Genomic DNA, 19,031 nt, shown 5'->3' with positions numbered 1-19,031 from the left:
GTTCTAATAAGTGTACAAAAAGGGCCAGCCTGAAAAGGCCGGCCCTAATATCATATCCACATTTAGCGTCATCTACTGCTAATAAATGTCAGGGAAATGATGCAGGAATAAGCATGATTCCATAAATATCATTGATCAGCGAGTGTAAATCTTATGGGCAGGTTGAAGTATACGGCTACGGCCTCTCCATTCTGTTTGCCCGGTCTCCATTTCGGCATTTTTTTCACCACCCGCATTGCTTCCTCTTCCAATCCGCCTCCTTTCCTGGCACCTTCAACTATTACATTATTGATCTCTCCATTCTTGTCCACAACAAATTTTACAAACACCGTTCCAGAGATGCCGCTTTCAGAAGCCATAGCAGGGTAGTTAGTGTTGTTGCGCAGGAATTTGTTCAAAGCAGCATCTCCACCAGGGAACTCCGGCATGATCTCTACAGACGTGTGTATCTTTTCTTTTTCAACCGCTTTAGGCCCCTCCACAATAGCACCTTTTCCTCCCTTCAAGCCATCCGGCACTTCAAACTCCACACCGTTAGGATCGCCATCTGCATTCGCCACGCCTATCACTTTACCTTCCAGATCCTGTACTTTCGGCACTTCATCATCAGGCCTTACATTTTCATCCGGCTCTACCCTGAAAATCGTATGCGCTACTGTTGGCTGCGATGCTGGCGGCGGCTCCTGTCTTGCCGGCGGAGGTGTATAAACTGGTGGCTCCTCTTTCTTCTCTAAGGGATTGATCATTTCAGGTTCTTCATAAGGGATATAGGCTTCATGTTTCTTGTCAGAAGCGATCAGGTTAGAACTGATCAGGTACCCTCCAATGACCACTACTACAATGGCAGACATCCCCATCACTGCATTGCGCACACGTTTATTGTATTTCCGGCGCAGCGCATAGGCACCATAATCTTTGTTACGATCATCAAAAAGGATGTCGATAAAATCGGAGTGTAAGAGTTTGGTTGTTTCCATGGCAGTTTGTTTTGAAGGAAGATGCGGAGCCTGATATTTTCCATAAGCGGCCGGGAACAATGAACATTTTTTGGTAGATTAGTGTTGTATAGGCACACCCTTCGGTCTCTAAATGAATACTTTAGTCAAAATGAAAAGCTGGAACCCGTCAACTGCCCTCCGTGCAATAATGCTGGTTACTGCAGCCATGGCCATCCTGCAGCCTGTACAGGCCCAGCAGGATACTGCCCGCTCGTATCAATTTTCGCTGGAGGAGTGTATCCAATATGCCCTGGCCAATCAGCCGAAGGTGCAAAATGCCCGGTTAAGCAGGGAGGCTTCCAGGGAAAGGATCCGGGAAAGCACCGGGAAGTTATTACCCCATGCTAATATCACCGGAAGCTTTACAGATAACCTCAAACTTCAGACCTCCGTTATCCCGGATTTTGCCAACGACCCCAATAATAAAATACCCGTTCAGTTCGGTACAAAATATGCTTCTGCCGTTACCGGCCAGGTGAACCAGACCATCCTTAACAGCGATTATTTTCTCGGCCTCAAAGCCGCTAAAGTATACGATGAATTGTCTGTCCGTGATCTCGAACGTACCGCTATCGATACCCGTGTGCAGGTAAGCAATGCTTATTTCAATGTACTCGTGAGCCGGGAAAGTATCCGCCTGGTGGATGCCAATATCGTACGCCTGCAAAAGACACTGAAAGATACCCGTGCCCGTTATGATGAAGGTGTTTCCGAAAGGATAGATGTAGATCGCATGCAGGTGTCTTTTAATAATGCAGAAACCCAGCGCGCCAACCTGGAACGCTTACAGCAATATTCACTGGATGTATTGAAGTTCAATATGGGCATGCCCCTGCAAAGCACCCTCGAACTGGAAGAAGATGTGAAGTCCTTTGCCGGGATCCGTCAAATGCCGGACAGCCAGCAATATAATATCCAGGACAGGCCGGAGTATCATATGCAAAGGGTACAGGTAGAACTGAACCGGCTGGACCTGAAAAGCAAACGCCTGGGTATTGTACCTACTTTAAGCGCCTTCATTAATTATGGGGTAAACTGGTTTTCACCGCAGTTCTCCGATCTCTACAAAATCGGTTATGGTAATTCTGCCATGGGGCTTACCCTCAATTTCCCCATTTTTACGGGAACAGAGAGGATCCACCAGGTAGCGCAATCCCGCATCACGCTGAAGCAGTCTGAAAACGATCTCACGAATCTCTCTCAGCAGATCCAGCTGGAAGTGCGGGATGCTTACACCAATTACCAGAACAATGCCACTTCCCTGCTCACCCAGGAAAAGAACATGGCCCTCACGCAGGGAGTGTACGACAGGGTAGTATTGAAATTCGACCAGGGTGTATCCAGCAGCCTGGATGTGGTGTCTGCAGACAATGAATTAAAACAAGCGCAAAGCGATTATATCAATGCCCTCCTTGATACGCTGATCAGCAAAGTGAAATTGGATCAGGCCATGGGCAAGATCAAAGTACAATAACGATCATCAAAATAATTACCATGTACCTCCCCAGGAGCATTTACACTTTACCGATGTGTCTGCTGCTATGCGCCTGTGGCGGAAAGCAGAAGCCCGCTCAGGGTCCCATGCCCCGCAACACCGTTAGCACTTTTGAAGTTAAACCGGCCACATATGTTGTTACGGAAACTTTTCCGGCCACTTTAACGGCTCACAGCATTGTGGAGATACGTTCTGATGTGACCGGTTTCCTGGAAGCCATCCGCGCTAAAGATGGCAGTGCCGTAAAAAAGGGACAGGTATTGTATGAAGTAGACAGGAGCCGCAGTATGGCGAGTTACGATCAGGCCAAAGCATCTGTATCACAGGCAGAAGCAGATCTTGCACAAAAGCAGCGCGACCTCGAACGTTATTCCAACCTGTTAAAGCAGGATGCCATTGCACGGCAAACAGTAGAGCAGGCCTCTACACTTGTTAAAACAGCAGAAGCGAACCTGGCTGCCGCCAAAGCAGCGCAGGCAAGGTCCGGAACAGATATCAGCCATGCTGTGATCCGCGCCCCGGTGAATGGAAAAATAGGTATCGCCTTAGTACGTGTAGGCGACCTGGTGAGTGCAGGGCAAACTACCATCAATACCCTCGTGAATGAAGATCCCATTTATGCAGATATTGATCTGCCCCAGAGCAGGTATTCCGAATTTAAAAAAGGCGGGCAGCAAAGATATTTTATTGTGCAGGATGGCGGCACGGTATATCAACAGGAAGGGAAAGTATTACTGATCAATAATATCATTGATCCCCAAACCGGCACCATCCGTGTACGCCTCACTTTCCCCAACAAGGAAGAAATATTGAAGTCCGGCATGTCTGCCGTAGTGCAGTTGAAATATAATACTGCAGATACAGCATTGGCCATCCCCTCCAAAGCGATCGTGGAACTGCTGGGAGAAGTAAAGGCCTTTGTAGTAGATCAGCACAATGTAGTACAGCAAAGAAACATAGTAAGAGGCCCCATTATAGACAGCCTGCTGCTGATCCGTTCCGGATTGCAGGCGGGAGACAGGGTAGTAGTGGAAGGCATCCAGAAAATCAGGCCGGGCGATACGGTGAATATTAAATAGAATACAACGCAGCATGATCTCAAAAACATTCATAGAAAGGAAGAACACCACTATTGTGATCTCGATCATCCTGGTGATTGTGGGCCTCATCTGCATGGTAAATCTGCCGATCGCACAATTGCCGGATATTGCGCCACCAGTGGTAGCTGTAAGTGCCAACTATATAGGAGCCAACTCCACCACTGTAGAAGAAACGGTAACCACTCCCATCGAAAACCAGGTGAACGGTACCCCCGGTGCCATGTACATCCAGTCCGTTAGTGCAAACGACGGTTCCATGAGCATCACCGTTACGTTCAACATTGGTACCAACCCGGATATCAGCGCCCTGGATGTACAGAACCGGGTAAGCCTTGCGCTTCCTTCTGTTCCCGATGATGTAAGAAGGGTAGGCGTAACCACCAAGAAACGTTCCAATGATATGTTGATGGTGGTAGCATTGAATTCACCGAATGCTTCTTACGATCGTAACTTCCTGGACAACTATCTGAATATTTATATCAAACCTGAAATTGCACGGATAGAAGGAGTGGGTGATGTGAATGCGTTTTCGCAGGATTATAGCATGCGTATATGGCTGAACCCTGATAAGATGGCCTCGCTGGGCATCACTACTTCAGACGTAGCACGTGCCATCCAGGAACAAAATACACAAGCGCCTGCGGGTGTACTGGGCGCTCCTCCCGCTAATAACAAACAGGCTTTTGAATACACGGTTAAAGTAAAAGGGCGTTTGCTGGATGCTGAAGAGTTTGGCAATATCATTATTTCTGCCAACCAGCAAACCGGTTCCCTGATCCGCTTAAAAGATATTTCCCGGCAACAGCTGGGGTCCTTTTCCTATGCAGTGGAAGTAAAGGCAGATGGCAAACCTGGTACAGGTATGGCCATTTACCTTTCTCCCGGGGCTAATGCCCTGGATGTGGCGGAACGGGTAGAGAAAAGATTTGCGGAACTCGCCAAAACATTTCCCCCGGATGTAAACTGGCTGGTACCTTTTGAAACTGTTTCCTTCGTTAAGATCTCTATTGATGAAGTGATCCAAACCTTTGTGGAGGCACTGCTGCTGGTAATATTGGTGGTGTATCTCTTCCTGCAAAGCTGGCGCGCCACACTGGTACCGGTACTTGTAATTCCCGTTTCCATCATTGGTACCTTCATCTTTTTCACCTTACTTGGCTTCTCCATTAATACACTCACCCTCTTTGGATTCGTGCTGGCCATCGGGATAGTGGTGGATGATGCGATTGTGGTGGTGGAAGCCGTACAGCATCATATAGATGTAAATGGCATGACGCCGCTCAATGCTACCTATAAGGCGATGTCCGAAGTACAGGCGCCGGTTATTGCCATTGGTTTGATCCTGGCTGCGGTGTTTGTACCGGTTGCATTTATACCCGGTGTGAGCGGCAGATTGTATCAGCAGTTTGCATTGACCATTGCATTCTCTGTAATACTCTCTGCCTTCCTGGCATTGACCTTAACACCTGCACTTTGCGCTATCATGCTGCGCCCTTCCAACCTGAATGAAAAATCAAGGGGCATCAACAAACTGCATTACAAGTTCAACAAATGGTTCACCCGTTTCACAGACCGTTATACACATGGCGTTCGCCGTGCTATCAAACAAACAGCATTCATCCTGATACTACTGGGCATCCTGTTCTGCGCAGCTTTTTTCCTCTTTAAGAAAGTACCAACTACCTTCGTACCGCAGGAAGATATGGGCGCGATGTTCCTTTCCCTTGAATTACCGGACGCCGCTTCCTCTCAAAGGACCAGGGAAATAGCTACCCGTGTAAACCAGATCCTGTCAGAAGATTCTGCTGTAAATCACTACATGGGCGTAACAGGTATCAACTTCATTGCGAATGCTATCAAACCCAACTCGGCTACCTGGTTTGTGAACCTGAAACCATGGGGTATCCGTTACCCAAAAGGGGATAATATCAATAAAGTAGTAGGCCGTATACAGGGAAAACTTTCACAGATAACAGAAGCCTCCGTACTCGCGTTACCCTCTCCCACCCTGCGTGGACTGGGAACTTCCAGTGGGTTCTCTTATGTATTGGAACAAAAAAGCGGCACAGACCTTGCAGAATTCAACAGGGTACTTGGCCAGGTTTTGATGGCTGCGAATCAACGCCCCGAAATTGCGATGGCGTATGCCTTCTTCAGTGCCAAAACACCGGAGTTCAATATTGAAGTGGACCGCGACCGCTGTAAACAAATGGGTGTTGCCGTTACAGATGTGTTCGGCGCTTTGCAGACCTTCCTGGGTGGCGCGTATGTGAACGACTTCACCAAATTCGGACGCAGCCTCCGTGTAGTATTACAGGCAGATACCGCATACCGTAAAGATATCGATGCACTCAAATCTTATTTCGTTCGTAATGTGAGGGGAGAAATGGTGCCGCTTAGTACATTGATCCGTTCAAAACTGGGAGCAGGTGCTCCAGTGATCAATCACTTTAACCTCTACAGGTCTGTAGAGATCAGTGGTACTGCCAAACCGGGATTCAGTAGTGGTGATGCTATCAAGGCCATGGAAGAAGTTTCCGCACAGGTGCTTCCTGCTAACTTTGGTTATGAATGGACGAATATCTCCCGGCAGGAAATTGAAGCCGGTAACAAGAGCATGATGATCTTCGGCCTCTCTATCCTTTTCGTTTTTCTACTATTAACCGCGCTATATGAAAGTTGGTCTGTCCCTTTCTCCGTACTATTGGCAGTTCCGGTAGCCCTGTTTGGATCTATCCTTGCTTTGTGGCTAACCGGACAAGCCAATAGCGTTTACTCGCAGATTGGTCTGATCACCCTGATCGGGCTATCTGCGAAGAACGCCATCCTCATCGTAGAATTCTGTAAAGAGCGGGTGGACAGGGGGATGCCTTTGATACAGGCAACACTGGAAGCAGTGAGCCTGCGTTTCAGGCCCATCCTCATGACTTCCTTCGCTTTCATCCTCGGCGTTACGCCACTCGTACTCTCAGAAGGAGCAGGTGCCGCATCAAGGCTGAACATTGGTTTCACGGTAATTGGCGGTATGCTTGCCGCCACGCTGCTGGCCATCTTTACAGTACCTGTACTGTACGTGCTGATCACAAGGATTGCTTATGGTAAGAAGAAGCTGGCGCAGATGGAAGAAGAAGGCAAACGATGGGAAGCTGAAAACGGCGGGCATGGCGGACATGGGGCAGGGCATTGATCATTCACCAAAAAACTTTCGCCCTCTGCTGGGCGGCAGACACTATGCCGTACTAATTCCTTTCCTCAGCATCCTCTTTATTCCATCCGGCATCCCGGATCATTAAGTTCGTATAGCTGTCTGCCTGGATAAGTTTCTGCAGTTCATCTATCCGTTCCTTCACCACATTCACATATTGTTTATCATCCCGGTAAGCGGCCATTCCTTTTAAGGATTGTTCATCGAACTTGCGGAACATACGGGCTGCGCGTTGCGATTGATAAGCACGGTGGCCCAGCATTTCGAGTGCATCGGATGCCATACGGAGAGAGGTGTCCACAGTTTCCCTGTAGATATGTAACACGCCTGAATTCATGAGATCAAAAGCATCTGCATTTTCGGTAGCTCTCACCAGCATCTGCAAATGCGGGAAATGTTTTTTAACGGCATCCACTACTTCCAGGTTCTTCTCCGGCGTTTCCATGGCAATAACGATCAGCTTGGCCTGCATAGCACCGGCAGATTGCAGCATATCCATACGGGCCGCATCTCCGTAATACACCTTCAGCCCCATCCTCCTTAGCAGGTCTACCCTGTCGGAATCCAGGTCCAGTACAGTAGAACGAACTCCGCTGGCGCGCAGGAAACGGCCAACGATAGTGCCAAAGTGATCAAAACCTGCAATGATCACAGGATTCTTTTCATCTATCTTATCCGGTTCCCTTTCAACATTTTTTGCACCACAACCAAAGTTGGGCACGATCCATTTTTCATGTGCCAGTAACACCAAAGGCGTGAGGGCCATACTGATAGCCACCACTGCCATCATAATGCTTACTATTCGTTGTGGTAGTAATGCAGATTGCAGGGCGAAGGAAAATAACACGAAGGCAAACTCTCCTACCTGTGGCAGCGCAAAAGCAAACAGCAGGTTCTGTTCTCCGCTAAGGCGGAACAACCTGCCTAATCCCAGTAACACTAAAAACTTCACCAGCATGATACCGAGTACAAGTCCCAATATCAATAGAGGTTCTGCAAGCACGAGTTTGAAATCGATAGAGGCACCTACTCCTATAAAGAATAATCCTAACAATAGCCCTTTAAAAGGCTCAATATCACTTTCCAGTTCATGACGGTATTCGCTGTTGGCTAACACCACGCCTCCCAGGAAAGCGCCCAATGCAGGGCTTAACCCAACTAAGGTCATCAGCACCGCAATTCCTACTACCAGTAATAATGCAGAGGCCGTGAATAATTCACGCAGCCTTGTGCGCGCCACAATATGCAGGATGGGCTTCACCACAAAACGCCCGCCAATACCAAGAGCAGATACAGCACCCAGTACGATCAATGTTTTTGCCCAGGCCGGTTGGTTGGCAATGAGAGAAGTACTCTCCGCATGTACTGCACCAGTACCCGCCGGTGCGAGTAATGGAAAAATAGCCAGCATGGGGATCACTGCAATATCCTGGAACAGTAATACAGAAAAGGTGCTCTGGCCGGCAGCGGAACCCATCTGTCCCTTTTCTGTTAAGATCTGTAATACAATAGCCGTGGAAGAAAGGGAAAGGATCATGCCAAGGATCAATGATTCATTGAAAGGCATACCTAATGAAAAAGATAATCCTGCTATTAAGATAGCCGTAACAGTTACCTGTAATCCGCCCATTCCAAGGATGGGGGCGCGGAGCTTCCAGAGTAAGGAAGGTTCTAATTCCAATCCTATCAGGAACAACATCATCACTACACCGAATTCTGCAAAGTGCATCAGGTCCTGCCCCCCATGGCCTATCAATCCCAGCAAAGCAGGGCCAATGATAATACCGCCCATCAGGTATCCCAATACGGAACCCAGGTTGAGCTTTTTGGCAAGAGGTACAAATACCACCATGGTGGCGAGATAAACTAAAGCCTGGTAGAAAAAGGATTCGTTAGACATGTAGACTCTCTGTTAGGATAAATGATCAGGTGCCCCTACTAATGCATTGATATAGTATTGCTGCTGTGCCTGTGGCAGATCTATTTTGCCGGACTGCAAACCTTTTAGCAGTTCCACATACGCTGCTGTATATGTACTCAGTTGCTGTGCACTGAGGCTGTTGCTGTCATGCACCACAAAAGGCGGCAGGTACTGCATATTGCAGAGTGTGGCAGTTTGCTCAAAAGGTAACATGAATTGCTTCAGCGGATAGCCATGATGCCCTTCCGGGGAATAGGACTGTTCCTTTCCGCCAGCCGAAATAACATTCATTAAATACTTCCCTTTCAATGCAACACCTTCATGGCCATAAGCCCAGCCATGCTGCAATACCAGGTCTATCCATTGTTTCAGCAATGCAGGGCCGCTATACCAGTAGAAAGGATGTTGAAAGATAATGATGTCGTGTTCGGACAGGAGCTTTTGTTCTATCCTGGGCACCACATCAAAATCAGGATATACTTCGTAGAGATCGTGCAGGGTAACATCCGGCAAACCTGCTGCGGCTTTCAGCAGCGCAGCATGTATGCGGGAGCGTTCAAACGCAGGGTGTGCAAAGAGTAGAAGGATCTTAGCCATGTTAAAGGTTACGAATTATCAATTACACATACGAACGATAATTGCTGCGCAATTGATAATTCGTACAGCTTTATACTTGCAGCGCTTCAGCCGCCGCTTCATCTACAAACCAATGCAGTTCCCCGTTTTCGGGACGGATCAGTTGAGAAGGATAACGGTCCGGATCAGGCGCGCCGTTGATGACACCTTGTAAAGTGAGTGCCTTTCCTGCACCTGTTGCCATAAACACAACGCTGGAAGCGAGGTTGGTAACCGGAGCAGTGAGCGTGATGCGATACATGTCCTGCGCTTTCAGGAAGAATGCTTTCACCCAGGCTTTCTTTTCATGTACGATAGGTAATCCGGGGAAGAGGGATAAAGTATGCCCATCATCTCCCATACCTAACAGTACCAGGTCAAATGTATTGGTTTTCCCGTCAAAATAACGGTGGAGGATCTTTTCGTATTCAGCAGCTGCAGCTTCCGGCTCAATATCCGTGCGCATCACGTGAATATTTTCAGGAGGTGTACCTGTTTTGTCCAGCAACACATCAAATGCCATACGGGCATTATTGCGCGCATCTTCAAAAGGTACCGCCCTTTCATCTCCCCAGAAAAAATGTACCCTGGCCCAGGGGATCATATCGATGTAAGGTTCCCTGGCCAGCAAAGCATACAGGCTTTTAGGCGTGCTGCCACCGGACAGTACGAAAGTAAAGATCTCCTGCTGCTGTAATACATCCTGGATCTTCTGGCTGATGAAAGCAGCCAGGTTTTCACTCAGCTGCTGTATATCTTTGGCGATGTGTAATTCCATGTTGCTTATTTTGCTTTTTCAGGAGGAAGATTGATCCATGAATGTCCGTCACGGGCAATCATGGCATCTGCATCTTCAGGGCCCCATGAATCCGGTGCATAGTTCGGGAAGTCCTGCGGAATGCGTGTTTCCCATGTATCCAGGATAGGCATTACCACTTTCCAGGCAGCCTCTACCTGGTCTGCACGCATGAAGAGCGTGGCATCTCCTTCCATTACATCCAGCAGCAGGGTTTCGTATGCTTCCGGTGTGTGATCATCAGATCCTTCATAAGTGAAGGTCATGTTCACAGGGTCCAGCGTCATCGTCTGGCCGGGGCGTTTAGCCTGGAAGCGGATGCGAACATCCATTTCAGGCTGAATGCTGATGGTAAGCCTGTTGGAACGCCAGGATTCTGCTGCTTCCGAAGGAAATGCATAAGTAGGCGCTTCTTTGAACTGGATAGTAACATGTGTGGATTTCTGGTGCAGGTATTTACCTGTGCGCACATAAAAAGGTACACCTTCCCAACGCCAGTTATCTACATAGAACTTCACGGCTGCGTAGGTTTCTGTATTGGAACCCTGTTTCACGTTCTTTTCTTCGCGATAACCAACCGCCTGTTTCCCTTTCATCCATCCGGCGCCATACTGGCCACGTACCGCATGTTCGTGAACGTCTTCTTTCTTAATAGGGCGGATGGCATTGAGTACATCTACCTTTTTATTACGGATCTCGTTCGCATCAAAAGATACCGGTGCTTCCATTGCCACCATACACATCAGTTGCAGGATGTGGTTCTGCACCATGTCCCTCAGTGCCCCTGAATTCTCATAATAACCTGCGCGGTCTTCCAGGCCCACACTTTCTGCTGCGGTGATCTGGATATGATCTATATAGTGACGGTTCCATACCGGCTCAAACAATGCATTGGCAAAACGCAGGGCCAGGATGTTCTGTACGGTTTCTTTTCCGAGGTAGTGATCTATGCGGAAGATCTGCTCTTCTGCAAACAGACCGGAAAGCAGCGCATTCAATTCATGTGCAGATTCCAGGTCGTGCCCGAAGGGTTTTTCTATTACAATGCGGGTAGTGCTTTTATCCTTGCAGAGATTGAGCGTACCCAGTTCCTGCGCGATGGATGGAACCAGTTGCGGTGCCACGGCCAGGTAGAATATTACGTTAGGATGTACGCCCCACTCCTGTTCTTTCTGTTGTACATAATCTGCAATACGCTGGTAGGATGCAACATCCCCGGCATCCAGCTGCAGGTAGTTCACATGTTCAAAGAATTGCTTGTAATGGCCATTCTGTTCTTCCTTACGGCGGGAGAACTTCGCGATCCCTTCTGTTAAATGACTGCGGTAATCTTCGGCGCTGTACTCTGTACGGCCAATTCCCACAATAGCAAATTTATCAGGCATCCATTCATCGAGGAACAGATTGTACAACGCAGGTGTTAGTTTCCGGTAATTCAGGTCGCCGCTGCCGCCGAAAATGAAAAGGATGGAAGCGGGCGGACGTTTATGTTGTTGCATAAAAAAAGTAAAAATGATTAATGATGCAGCCAGGTGGTATGGAAACTACCGGGCATATCTATACGTTGATAAGTGTGGGCGCCGAAGTAATCACGTTGCGCCTGCACCAGGTTAGTAGGGAGCTTTTCGCTGCGGTAAGCATCGAAATAAGAGAGCGCTGCCATGAACCCTGCAGCCGGAGAACCGGTTTGCGTAGCCTGTACCAGTACGGCACGCATGTTATGCTCTTTGCTCTTCACTTCTTCCGCTACTGCGGTATTCAGCAAAAGGTTCGGTAATTCCGGGGCCTGTTTCAGCGCATCGTAGAAAACACTCAACAGGGCAGAACGGATGATACAACCACCTCTCCATACTTTCAGCGCTTCCGGTAAAGGAATATCCATTTCCAATGCGGAAGAGGCACTGTGCAGCATGGCCATGCCCTGTGCATAACACATAATGGTGGCAAACTGCAACGCATCTTTTACCTGGGAAATGAACAGACTGGTTTCGGTAGAAATGGGAATATTAGGTTCTTTGTAGATCTTAGACGCTGCTACCCTTTCTTCTTTATAAGCAGAAATAGTACGCATGGATACAGCCGTATCAATGATGGTAGCGGGAACAGCCAGGTCCATCGCATCCTGCGAAGTCCATTTACCCGTTCCTTTAGACCCTGCTTTATCCAGGATCACGTCTATCATCCGCTGGCCGGATTTATCGTCGTTCTGTAAGAAGATGTCTGCCGTGATCTCCAGCAGGTAGGATTGCATGGGGCCGCTGTTCCACTCTTTATATACTTCATGGAGTTGGTCGTTGTTCAGGCCTGCTTTTTTCAGCAGCTCATAGCTTTCGCTGATCAGTTGCATAATGGCATATTCAATACCATTGTGCACCATTTTCACATAATGGCCGGCAGCACCTTTTCCGAGATAGGCCACGCAGGGTTCGTTGTTCACTTTGGCTGCAATGGCTTCCAGTAAGGGTTTTACATGAGCGTAAGCCTCCTGGTCTCCTCCCGGCATAATACTGGGGCCTGTTCTGGCTCCCTGTTCTCCCCCGGAAACGCCCACTCCCATGAAATGGAATCCGGCAGCTTTCACAGAGATCACCCTGCGGAGGGTATCTGTATAATGGGAATTCCCACCATCTATAATAATGTCTCCCGGAGAAAGCAAAGGCTTCAGGGCTTCCAGCACATCGTCCACCGGTTTGCCGGCCGGAACGAGCATCATGATCTTCCGGGGGCTTTGCAGCTGGTTGATCATGTCTTCCAGCGTTACCACTCCTTTTACGCGGGTGCCCGCTGTGGCAGACGATTCCAGGGCCTTGCCCTTTTCAGCGTCTTTATCGAAGCCGATCACGGCGAACCCGTGATCCGCCATATTGAGCAGGAGATTACGCCCCATCACGCCCAAACCGATCATTCCAAATTCATACAAGCTATTTGCCATATAGAAATTTACTGTTGTATAGTGGGGCGAAATTACCAAAAATAGGCACAAAAATGTTATAGGAAAACAGGAAGAATGGGGCTATCTTACTCCTACTAATCCCATAATAATCCCAATACAGATGAAAAAATCGACACTTTTAAGACATTACCTCCCCTGTATCTATTTCATTGCCCTGGCCATTGCTATCCAAATCGGCGGTGCTGCTATCAACTTCCTCTCACTTATCCTGGTATTAATTTTCGGCACACTCCTGTTCTTTAAATCCGAGGTGGCCAGAATGGCTGTTGGCGGCATTGTACTTTTTGCGGCTATCTACTTTTCACTGGCACTGGCGGATGAAGCCAACGACGTGGTTTCCGCCGGCAAGGATTCCACCACGCTGGTACTGGTAGGCGGGTTCTTTATAACCGTTACCTTCCTCATGTCCATCCTCCTGATCATTCCGTTAAATCTTCCTAAAAGAGTTCCTTTATATAACAGGAGATAAGTATCTTGTCTTCCGTTATGAAAAAAATCCTTCTTCTTGGTCTTTTCTCCTGCGCCGCACTCACTGTTGCCGCGCAAAGCAGAACACGCCCTGTTTTGAACCATATTGCCCTATATGTGCAGGACCTGCAGAAAGCCACTGTATTTTACCGCGATCTGCTGGGGCTGGATACCATTCCCGAACCTTTCCATGACGGCAAACATACCTGGTTCGCCGTTGGACCTGCCAGCCATTTACACCTGATCGCAGGCGCAAAGGCCAAACAGCAGGGCGACCGGAATACACATATCTGTTTCAGTGTGCCTTCTGTGGAAGCGTTTATTGAACGGCTGGAAAAAGCAGGGATGGAATATATCAACTGGGCAGGGGAAAAGAAAAAACTGACGGTAAGGGTAGATGGCGTGAAACAGATCTATTTGCAGGACCCGGATGGATATTGGGTGGAAGTGAATGATGCGACTAAGTAAAAAACTCAGGCTGAATTTGCAGACCTTCTACGAACCAGGATAAAATACTTCGGCCTGATATCTCAACGATATCAGGCCGAAATGCTTTATAGAAAGTGTGTTTGCGCTGTTTGTTTAGCAGGAATTTGTTCTACTGCTTCTTCAATACAAACTTATGTGCTACTGTTTTATTCAGCAGTGGCAGAGAATCCAGTGAGCCCTTCAGTGCCTGCATGATCTCAGCCTCCTTCGGTTTGTCCTTCAGGTACTGGATGAAATTCTTCTTCATGCCATCCGTATCCGGCTTTTTCACCAACGCCGTATCAAAGTAATGCTGCACGTTTTCCAGTTTCTCCTTACCCTTTACCACATTGAGATGGCGGTATTCCATCAGGCGAAGCAAGCGCATCTGACCTTCCAGCTTCCAGTGTTTCTGGTACAAAGCCTGTACTTTCAGGGCCTGTTGATATTGCGGGGAATTAGGTACCAGCGCAAGGTTTAGCCCTCTTTGCAGCTCTCCGGAAAAGTATTTTCCAATTTCCACATCATCAATCTGCAGCACGTAATTACCCGGGTCCAGGTAATTGAACTGTACTATATCCCTGTTCAGGTTATCTGTAAATGGCACAAGTTCCAGCGCTTTCTGCTGATCTTCCCGCACCGGGAAAGGCAGGGCCTTTTCCAATACAGTAAAAGAGATGGTGGATCTATCACGTTTCAGGTCAGAGATCACGCAGTTGGCGCTTTTGCCCTGGCTCATTTTTGTATCCTGGTCTACTACAATGTTCGCTACTACTGCCGGCGCTTTAATGGTTTTCAGGAATTCCCAGCCCATCAGCAAATGCCCTACTCCGGCAGGATGTACCCTGTCCTGGCTGATCAGCGTGGCCATGGAATCTGTTTGCTGTACCTGTGCATTCAGTGTAGAGAGCATCGTCCAGTAATCCACTACCTGTAGTTTATACTTTGCAGCAAATTCTTTGATGTAGCCGGCACAGGTCTTCAAAGCATCGTTTGCACCAAAGAGGTTATTGGACGCCATTTTGGAAGTCTGGTCGTAAATAGAAGGCGTTTGCAGGATCACTTTCACCCCTTTGGCCAGGAAGATATTGATAATACTGTCCAGGTTCCTTTTGTAGACCACCAGGGCTTCCTGTTGTTTTTCTTTTATGCCCGGTTCGTCCCTTCTTTTTGCATCGTAGAGCGGCCTGTTCACATCGTTCATCCCGATCATGATCACGGCCCAGGTGGGATTATGGATAAGGATATCCTCATCCATCCGGCGAAGGATCCCGGCTGTTACATCTCCTGAAATGCCGCAGTTGAAGAACGCTACGCCCAGTTGCGGATAGCGCGTGTTGTAGTAGAGTTGTACGTTATGCCAGAAATCTCCGTTGTGGGTAATGCTGTTTCCAACGAAACAAACCCTGTCTCCCTTTTTGAATTGCTGTGCTGAGGTGGACAGCCGGAAGCCGAGGATAATAATGCTGAGGAATAATAATGAGCGCATGGTATTATTGGATGTAAGACCGAAAAGTACTCATTTTTATGAGAAAGTAAAAGAAGATGTCTTTTTGAGGGACATATTGGGTTACTCCATCGGCGAAGCCTTCTGAAAAGTAGCCTCACTGGCATCTTCCGGGGAATCCTGGTCCATCAGGATCTTCCATTGCCCCTTCTCTTTCCTCAATAATACCGTGAATTTGCCATAATAACTGCGCGATGTGCCATCTGCATCTGTAGCCGTACCTTTATAATAACCCACATCATAGGCCCTGTTTCCATTCACCACCCTGCGGGTAAAACGGAGTTCCAGCTTTTGTGCCTGTTTATGCTCTTTCATGGCTGCATTGCCCTCCCGGGTATGCTGTGCATACTCCTTATAATCCCAGATGGAATTCTCCACTACACGGGAAACATCCTTGCTGTGCACCGCAAGGAAAGCCTCCGTGTTCCCTTCGTTGAATGCTTTGATAAAGGGTACCCACACTTCCTTATTAATAACACGCTGAACACTGTCCTTTTGTGCTTTCAGGGGAAGGGCAAATAGCAGGGGCAAAATGATGGATAACAGGATACGTTGCATACAACAAATATCGTAAGATATTTCTAATGCAGGTTCTTCTGCAGGAAGCCGTCTATCAGTGAGCTGATCTCTTTATGATGATCTTCCAATGCAAAGTGCCCTGTATCTAAGAGATGAAAATCCACATTTTGCAGATCACGTTTGTAAGGATGTGCGCCGGATGGAGGAAAGATGGTATCGTTGGCTCCCCAGGTTATAAGGGTTGGCGGCTGGTATTTACGAAAATAGGCCTGCCATTTGGGATACAGCGGAGGATTGGTTCCGTAGGATAAGAACAGTTGCAGCTGGATCTCGCGGTTACCCGGCCTGTCTAACAAAGACTGATCGTGCTGCCAGTTGTCAGGGTTGATCTTCGTTACATCCTTTACGCCATCTACATATTGCCAGCGTGTTGATTCCGGTAACAGCATCGTGGCCACTTCCTCAGTGTGCTCAGGGTTCTTCCAGTATTTGAAAATAGGTGTCCAGAAGTCCGTCAATCCTTCTTCATAAGCATTTCCATTCTGCACCAGCAGCGCCTGGATCTTTTCGGGGTTCCGTTCTGCGATACGGTAACCAACAGGCGCGCCATAATCCATCACATACATGCTGAATTTTTTCAGGCCGATGGCATTGATAAAATCCTCCGTGATCACAGAAAGGTTATCGAAGCTGTAATCAAATTCCGTTACCCTGGGCATACTGCTGTAACCAAAGCCGGGAAAGTCCGGTGCCACGAGATAATATTTGTCCTCCAGGTCCGCGATCAGGTTGCGGAACATATGAGAGGAAGTGGGAAACCCATGCAAGAGCAGGATAGCAGGGTTCTTTGGATCACCCGCCTCGCGGTAAAAAATGTTCAATCCGTTTACTGTGATGTTCTTGTACTGTGTCATTATTGTTGAGATTTAATTCTATACCGATTGGTCAAATATTGATGCTAAAAAAAGGAGGTCATGCTCCTTTGAAAAGATCATGCTCCCTTGAAAATTTCCAGGTTCAGTTCCACCATTTTCTCCAGGTCTTTCTTCCCGTAGATCCTCCGGGAGATGCTGATGCCGTTCCACATATTCACCAGGTATTTGGCCAGGGTTTCCGGCGGAATATTCCCTTTCAGGAAACCTTCCTTTATACCCTTCTTCATATAAATAAGATAGATGGCTTCTACCTCAAGCAGCTTCTGACGGGCTATTGCAGCCATTTCTTCATCCATGCCGCTCATCTCGCTTAAGATCTTTATAAAGAAACATCCTTTCTGATGTTCCACAGGATCTGCAGGGCGTGTTACATCCCGGAATATTTCCTTTACTGCATCAACAGGGTTCTTATGTTTGTCGAAAATAGCTTTGATGCGGGCAGTGCTTTTTTTGGAGAACTCATCGAACACCTGGCGGAACAGCTCCCGTTTGTTGCCGAAAGTGTTGTACATGCTGCCTTTATTGATGCCCATGGCCTGCAGGAGATCTTCCGTGGATGCAGATTCATAGCCCTTCATCCAGAACACTTCCGTTGCATCCGCAAGGGCTGATCTTTCATCAAATTCTTTATTTCTACCTGACATAATAAGTCAAAGATAGTATTTTATACCAAACGGTCAAATATTCTTTTAAAAGAAATGCGCACTCGGGGAGAAGTGCGCATTTACTAAAGGGGGATTGGAATCAACAAACAAACAGTTATTTTTTGACTAGCGATGTAAAGATAATATCACGCTTTGGTAAAATACCACGTATTACTGCTGATCTTGCATTTCACGTAGTTTTACGCATGAAAAACTTAGGTTTTACGCAATCGTTTGCATAATTTAGAAGTCTCTTAATTCACGATATGAAAACAGCAACTTTCTCTTTCTGGCTGGCAGCGTCCAGCTTATTGATCAGTACAGCCGGCATGGCACAAAAGGATGGAGACCTCACCAACTTTCCTAAAGGTGCTACACCGCAGGAGATTGGCAAAAGAGTGGCAGACCATTTTATTGCCTCACCACACCCTAACTTTGGCAGACCGGTTCCTCCTAAGGTGATCACCTATCCTGAAACATGTGCCTGGTATGGTGCGCTTACTTTCGCAAAAGTGACGGGCAACAAAACCATGGCCAAACAACTGGCGGACCGCTTTGAACCTTTGTTCGGCGCGCAGGATACATTGATCCCTGTTCCGGACCATGTGGATTATACTGTTTTCGGTGCTGTTCCCCTGGAACTTTACCAGCAAACGAAAGATGCCCGTTATCTTAAACTGGGCAAAGGCATTGCAGATAAACAATGGGGGCCTCCGGAAGGTAAAAGGGTAATACCTGCTTCTCATGAATTCTATAAAAGAGGTTATACCTGGCAGACCCGCCTGTGGATTGATGATATGTTCATGATCACTACTGTACAGTCTCAGGCAACCCGTGCTACAGGGGATCGTTCTTATATTGATAAAGCGGCGAATGAAATGATCCTTTACCTGGATTCCCTGCAAAAACCGAATGGCCTTTTCTATCATGCTCCCAATGCTCCGTTCTTCTGGGGCCGTGGCAATGGATGGATGGCTGCCGGGATGAGTGAACTATTACGTTCTGTTCCGGCAGATAATCCCAACCGCCCACGTATCATGGCTGCCTACAAAAACATGATGGCTTCCCTGCTGAAGTACCAGGCGGAAGATGGCATGTGGCGGCAGTTGATTGATGATCCTACCTCCTGGCCGGAAACTTCCTGCACGGGTATGTTCACTTTTGCAATGATCACCGGGGTGAAAGAAGGATGGCTGGATAAGAAAACATATGGCCCCGCTGCCCGTAAAGCATGGCTGAAGCTGATCACTTACCTGGATGCGAATGCGGATATCAGTGAAGTGTGCGAAGGTACTAACATGAAGAATGATCATCAATACTACCTGGATAGAAAACGCCTGGTGGGTGATATGCATGGCCAGGCACCCGTTCTTTGGTGTGCAACGGCATTGTTGCGGAAATAGTTTA

Annotated in this window: 16 protein-coding genes; 6 read left to right on the top strand and 10 right to left on the bottom strand. The window is 47.8% G+C overall.

Annotated elements, in window-relative coordinates; all coding sequences use genetic code 11:
* Positions 1-128: 128 nt before the first annotated feature.
* Positions 129-977, bottom strand: coding sequence for an energy transducer TonB (locus tag BUR42_RS26155; protein ID WP_143197582.1), 849 nt, complete (start codon positions 975-977; stop codon positions 129-131).
* A gap of 130 nt (positions 978-1,107) precedes the next feature.
* Between BUR42_RS26155 and BUR42_RS26150 the strand changes: the two genes are divergently transcribed.
* Genes BUR42_RS26150 through BUR42_RS26140 form a run of 3 tightly spaced genes read left to right on the top strand, consistent with a single transcriptional unit; the run spans position 1,108 to position 6,780 of the window.
* Positions 1,108-2,472: a TolC family protein gene (locus tag BUR42_RS26150; RefSeq protein ID WP_074242498.1), complete on the top strand. Its 1,365-nt coding sequence runs from the start codon at positions 1,108-1,110 to the stop codon at positions 2,470-2,472.
* 20 nt (positions 2,473-2,492) lie between these two features.
* Entirely contained in the window at positions 2,493-3,572 is a 1,080-nt protein-coding gene (locus BUR42_RS26145; RefSeq protein WP_084185831.1) for an efflux RND transporter periplasmic adaptor subunit, read from the top strand.
* Positions 3,573-3,585: 13 nt separating this feature from the next.
* Positions 3,586-6,780 (top strand): efflux RND transporter permease subunit, encoded by a 3,195-nt coding sequence (locus BUR42_RS26140; protein WP_074242496.1) that lies wholly within the window; start codon positions 3,586-3,588, stop codon positions 6,778-6,780.
* A 52-nt stretch (positions 6,781-6,832) separates the two neighbouring features.
* Here BUR42_RS26140 and BUR42_RS26135 read toward each other — a convergent pair whose 3' ends face one another.
* The 5 genes from BUR42_RS26135 to gndA all read right to left on the bottom strand — a co-directional run bounded on the left by BUR42_RS26135 (position 6,833) and on the right by gndA (position 13,062).
* Entirely contained in the window at positions 6,833-8,698 is a 1,866-nt protein-coding gene (locus BUR42_RS26135; RefSeq protein ID WP_074242495.1) for a monovalent cation:proton antiporter-2 (CPA2) family protein, read from the bottom strand.
* A 12-nt stretch (positions 8,699-8,710) separates the two neighbouring features.
* Positions 8,711-9,316, bottom strand: a complete 606-nt coding sequence (kefF, locus tag BUR42_RS26130; protein ID WP_074242494.1) for a glutathione-regulated potassium-efflux system oxidoreductase KefF — start codon at positions 9,314-9,316, stop codon at positions 8,711-8,713.
* 70 nt (positions 9,317-9,386) lie between these two features.
* On the bottom strand, positions 9,387-10,112 hold the full coding sequence (gene pgl / locus BUR42_RS26125) for a 6-phosphogluconolactonase (protein WP_074242493.1): 726 nt from the start codon (positions 10,110-10,112) through the stop codon (positions 9,387-9,389).
* Between the two features lie 5 nt (positions 10,113-10,117).
* Positions 10,118-11,629: a glucose-6-phosphate dehydrogenase gene (gene zwf, locus BUR42_RS26120; protein ID WP_074242492.1), complete on the bottom strand. Its 1,512-nt coding sequence runs from the start codon at positions 11,627-11,629 to the stop codon at positions 10,118-10,120.
* A 17-nt stretch (positions 11,630-11,646) separates the two neighbouring features.
* Positions 11,647-13,062 carry an NADP-dependent phosphogluconate dehydrogenase gene (gene gndA / locus BUR42_RS26115; RefSeq protein ID WP_074242491.1) on the bottom strand — a complete coding sequence of 472 codons (1,416 nt, stop codon included), beginning with the start codon at positions 13,060-13,062 and terminating at the stop codon, positions 11,647-11,649.
* 121 nt (positions 13,063-13,183) lie between these two features.
* On the opposite strand from gndA, the gene BUR42_RS26110 reads away from it, so the two are divergent.
* Positions 13,184-13,552, top strand: coding sequence for a hypothetical protein (locus tag BUR42_RS26110; protein ID WP_074242490.1), 369 nt, complete (start codon positions 13,184-13,186; stop codon positions 13,550-13,552).
* A gap of 17 nt (positions 13,553-13,569) precedes the next feature.
* Positions 13,570-14,019, top strand: a complete 450-nt coding sequence (locus BUR42_RS26105) for a VOC family protein (RefSeq protein WP_074242489.1) — start codon at positions 13,570-13,572, stop codon at positions 14,017-14,019.
* Between the two features lie 130 nt (positions 14,020-14,149).
* On the opposite strand, the gene BUR42_RS26100 is transcribed toward BUR42_RS26105, so the two are convergent.
* The 4 genes from BUR42_RS26100 to BUR42_RS26085 form a co-directional block, all read right to left on the bottom strand.
* Entirely contained in the window at positions 14,150-15,508 is a 1,359-nt protein-coding gene (locus BUR42_RS26100) for an SGNH/GDSL hydrolase family protein (RefSeq protein ID WP_074242488.1), read from the bottom strand.
* Between the two features lie 81 nt (positions 15,509-15,589).
* The gene (locus BUR42_RS26095; protein WP_074242487.1) at positions 15,590-16,084 is read right to left on the bottom strand and encodes a YybH family protein; all 495 of its coding nucleotides are present in this window, start codon (positions 16,082-16,084) and stop codon (positions 15,590-15,592) included.
* 23 nt (positions 16,085-16,107) lie between these two features.
* Positions 16,108-16,959: an alpha/beta fold hydrolase gene (locus BUR42_RS26090; protein WP_074242486.1), complete on the bottom strand. Its 852-nt coding sequence runs from the start codon at positions 16,957-16,959 to the stop codon at positions 16,108-16,110.
* 77 nt (positions 16,960-17,036) lie between these two features.
* A complete protein-coding gene (locus BUR42_RS26085) occupies positions 17,037-17,624 on the bottom strand; it encodes a TetR/AcrR family transcriptional regulator (RefSeq protein ID WP_074242485.1) in 588 nt (195 codons plus the stop codon).
* 266 nt (positions 17,625-17,890) lie between these two features.
* Here BUR42_RS26085 and BUR42_RS26080 point away from each other — a divergent pair, with 266 nt between their 5' ends.
* Complete coding sequence (locus tag BUR42_RS26080; RefSeq protein WP_074242484.1) at positions 17,891-19,027, top strand: glycoside hydrolase family 88/105 protein; 1,137 nt, start codon at positions 17,891-17,893, stop codon at positions 19,025-19,027.
* Positions 19,028-19,031 lie beyond the last annotated feature (4 nt).

Source organism: Chitinophaga niabensis, assembly GCF_900129465.1.
In the GTDB taxonomy this organism is placed as follows: domain Bacteria; phylum Bacteroidota; class Bacteroidia; order Chitinophagales; family Chitinophagaceae; genus Chitinophaga; species Chitinophaga niabensis.
Note: the sequence above shows the minus strand (reverse complement) of the source record. Positions and strands in the feature narration are given on the sequence as shown.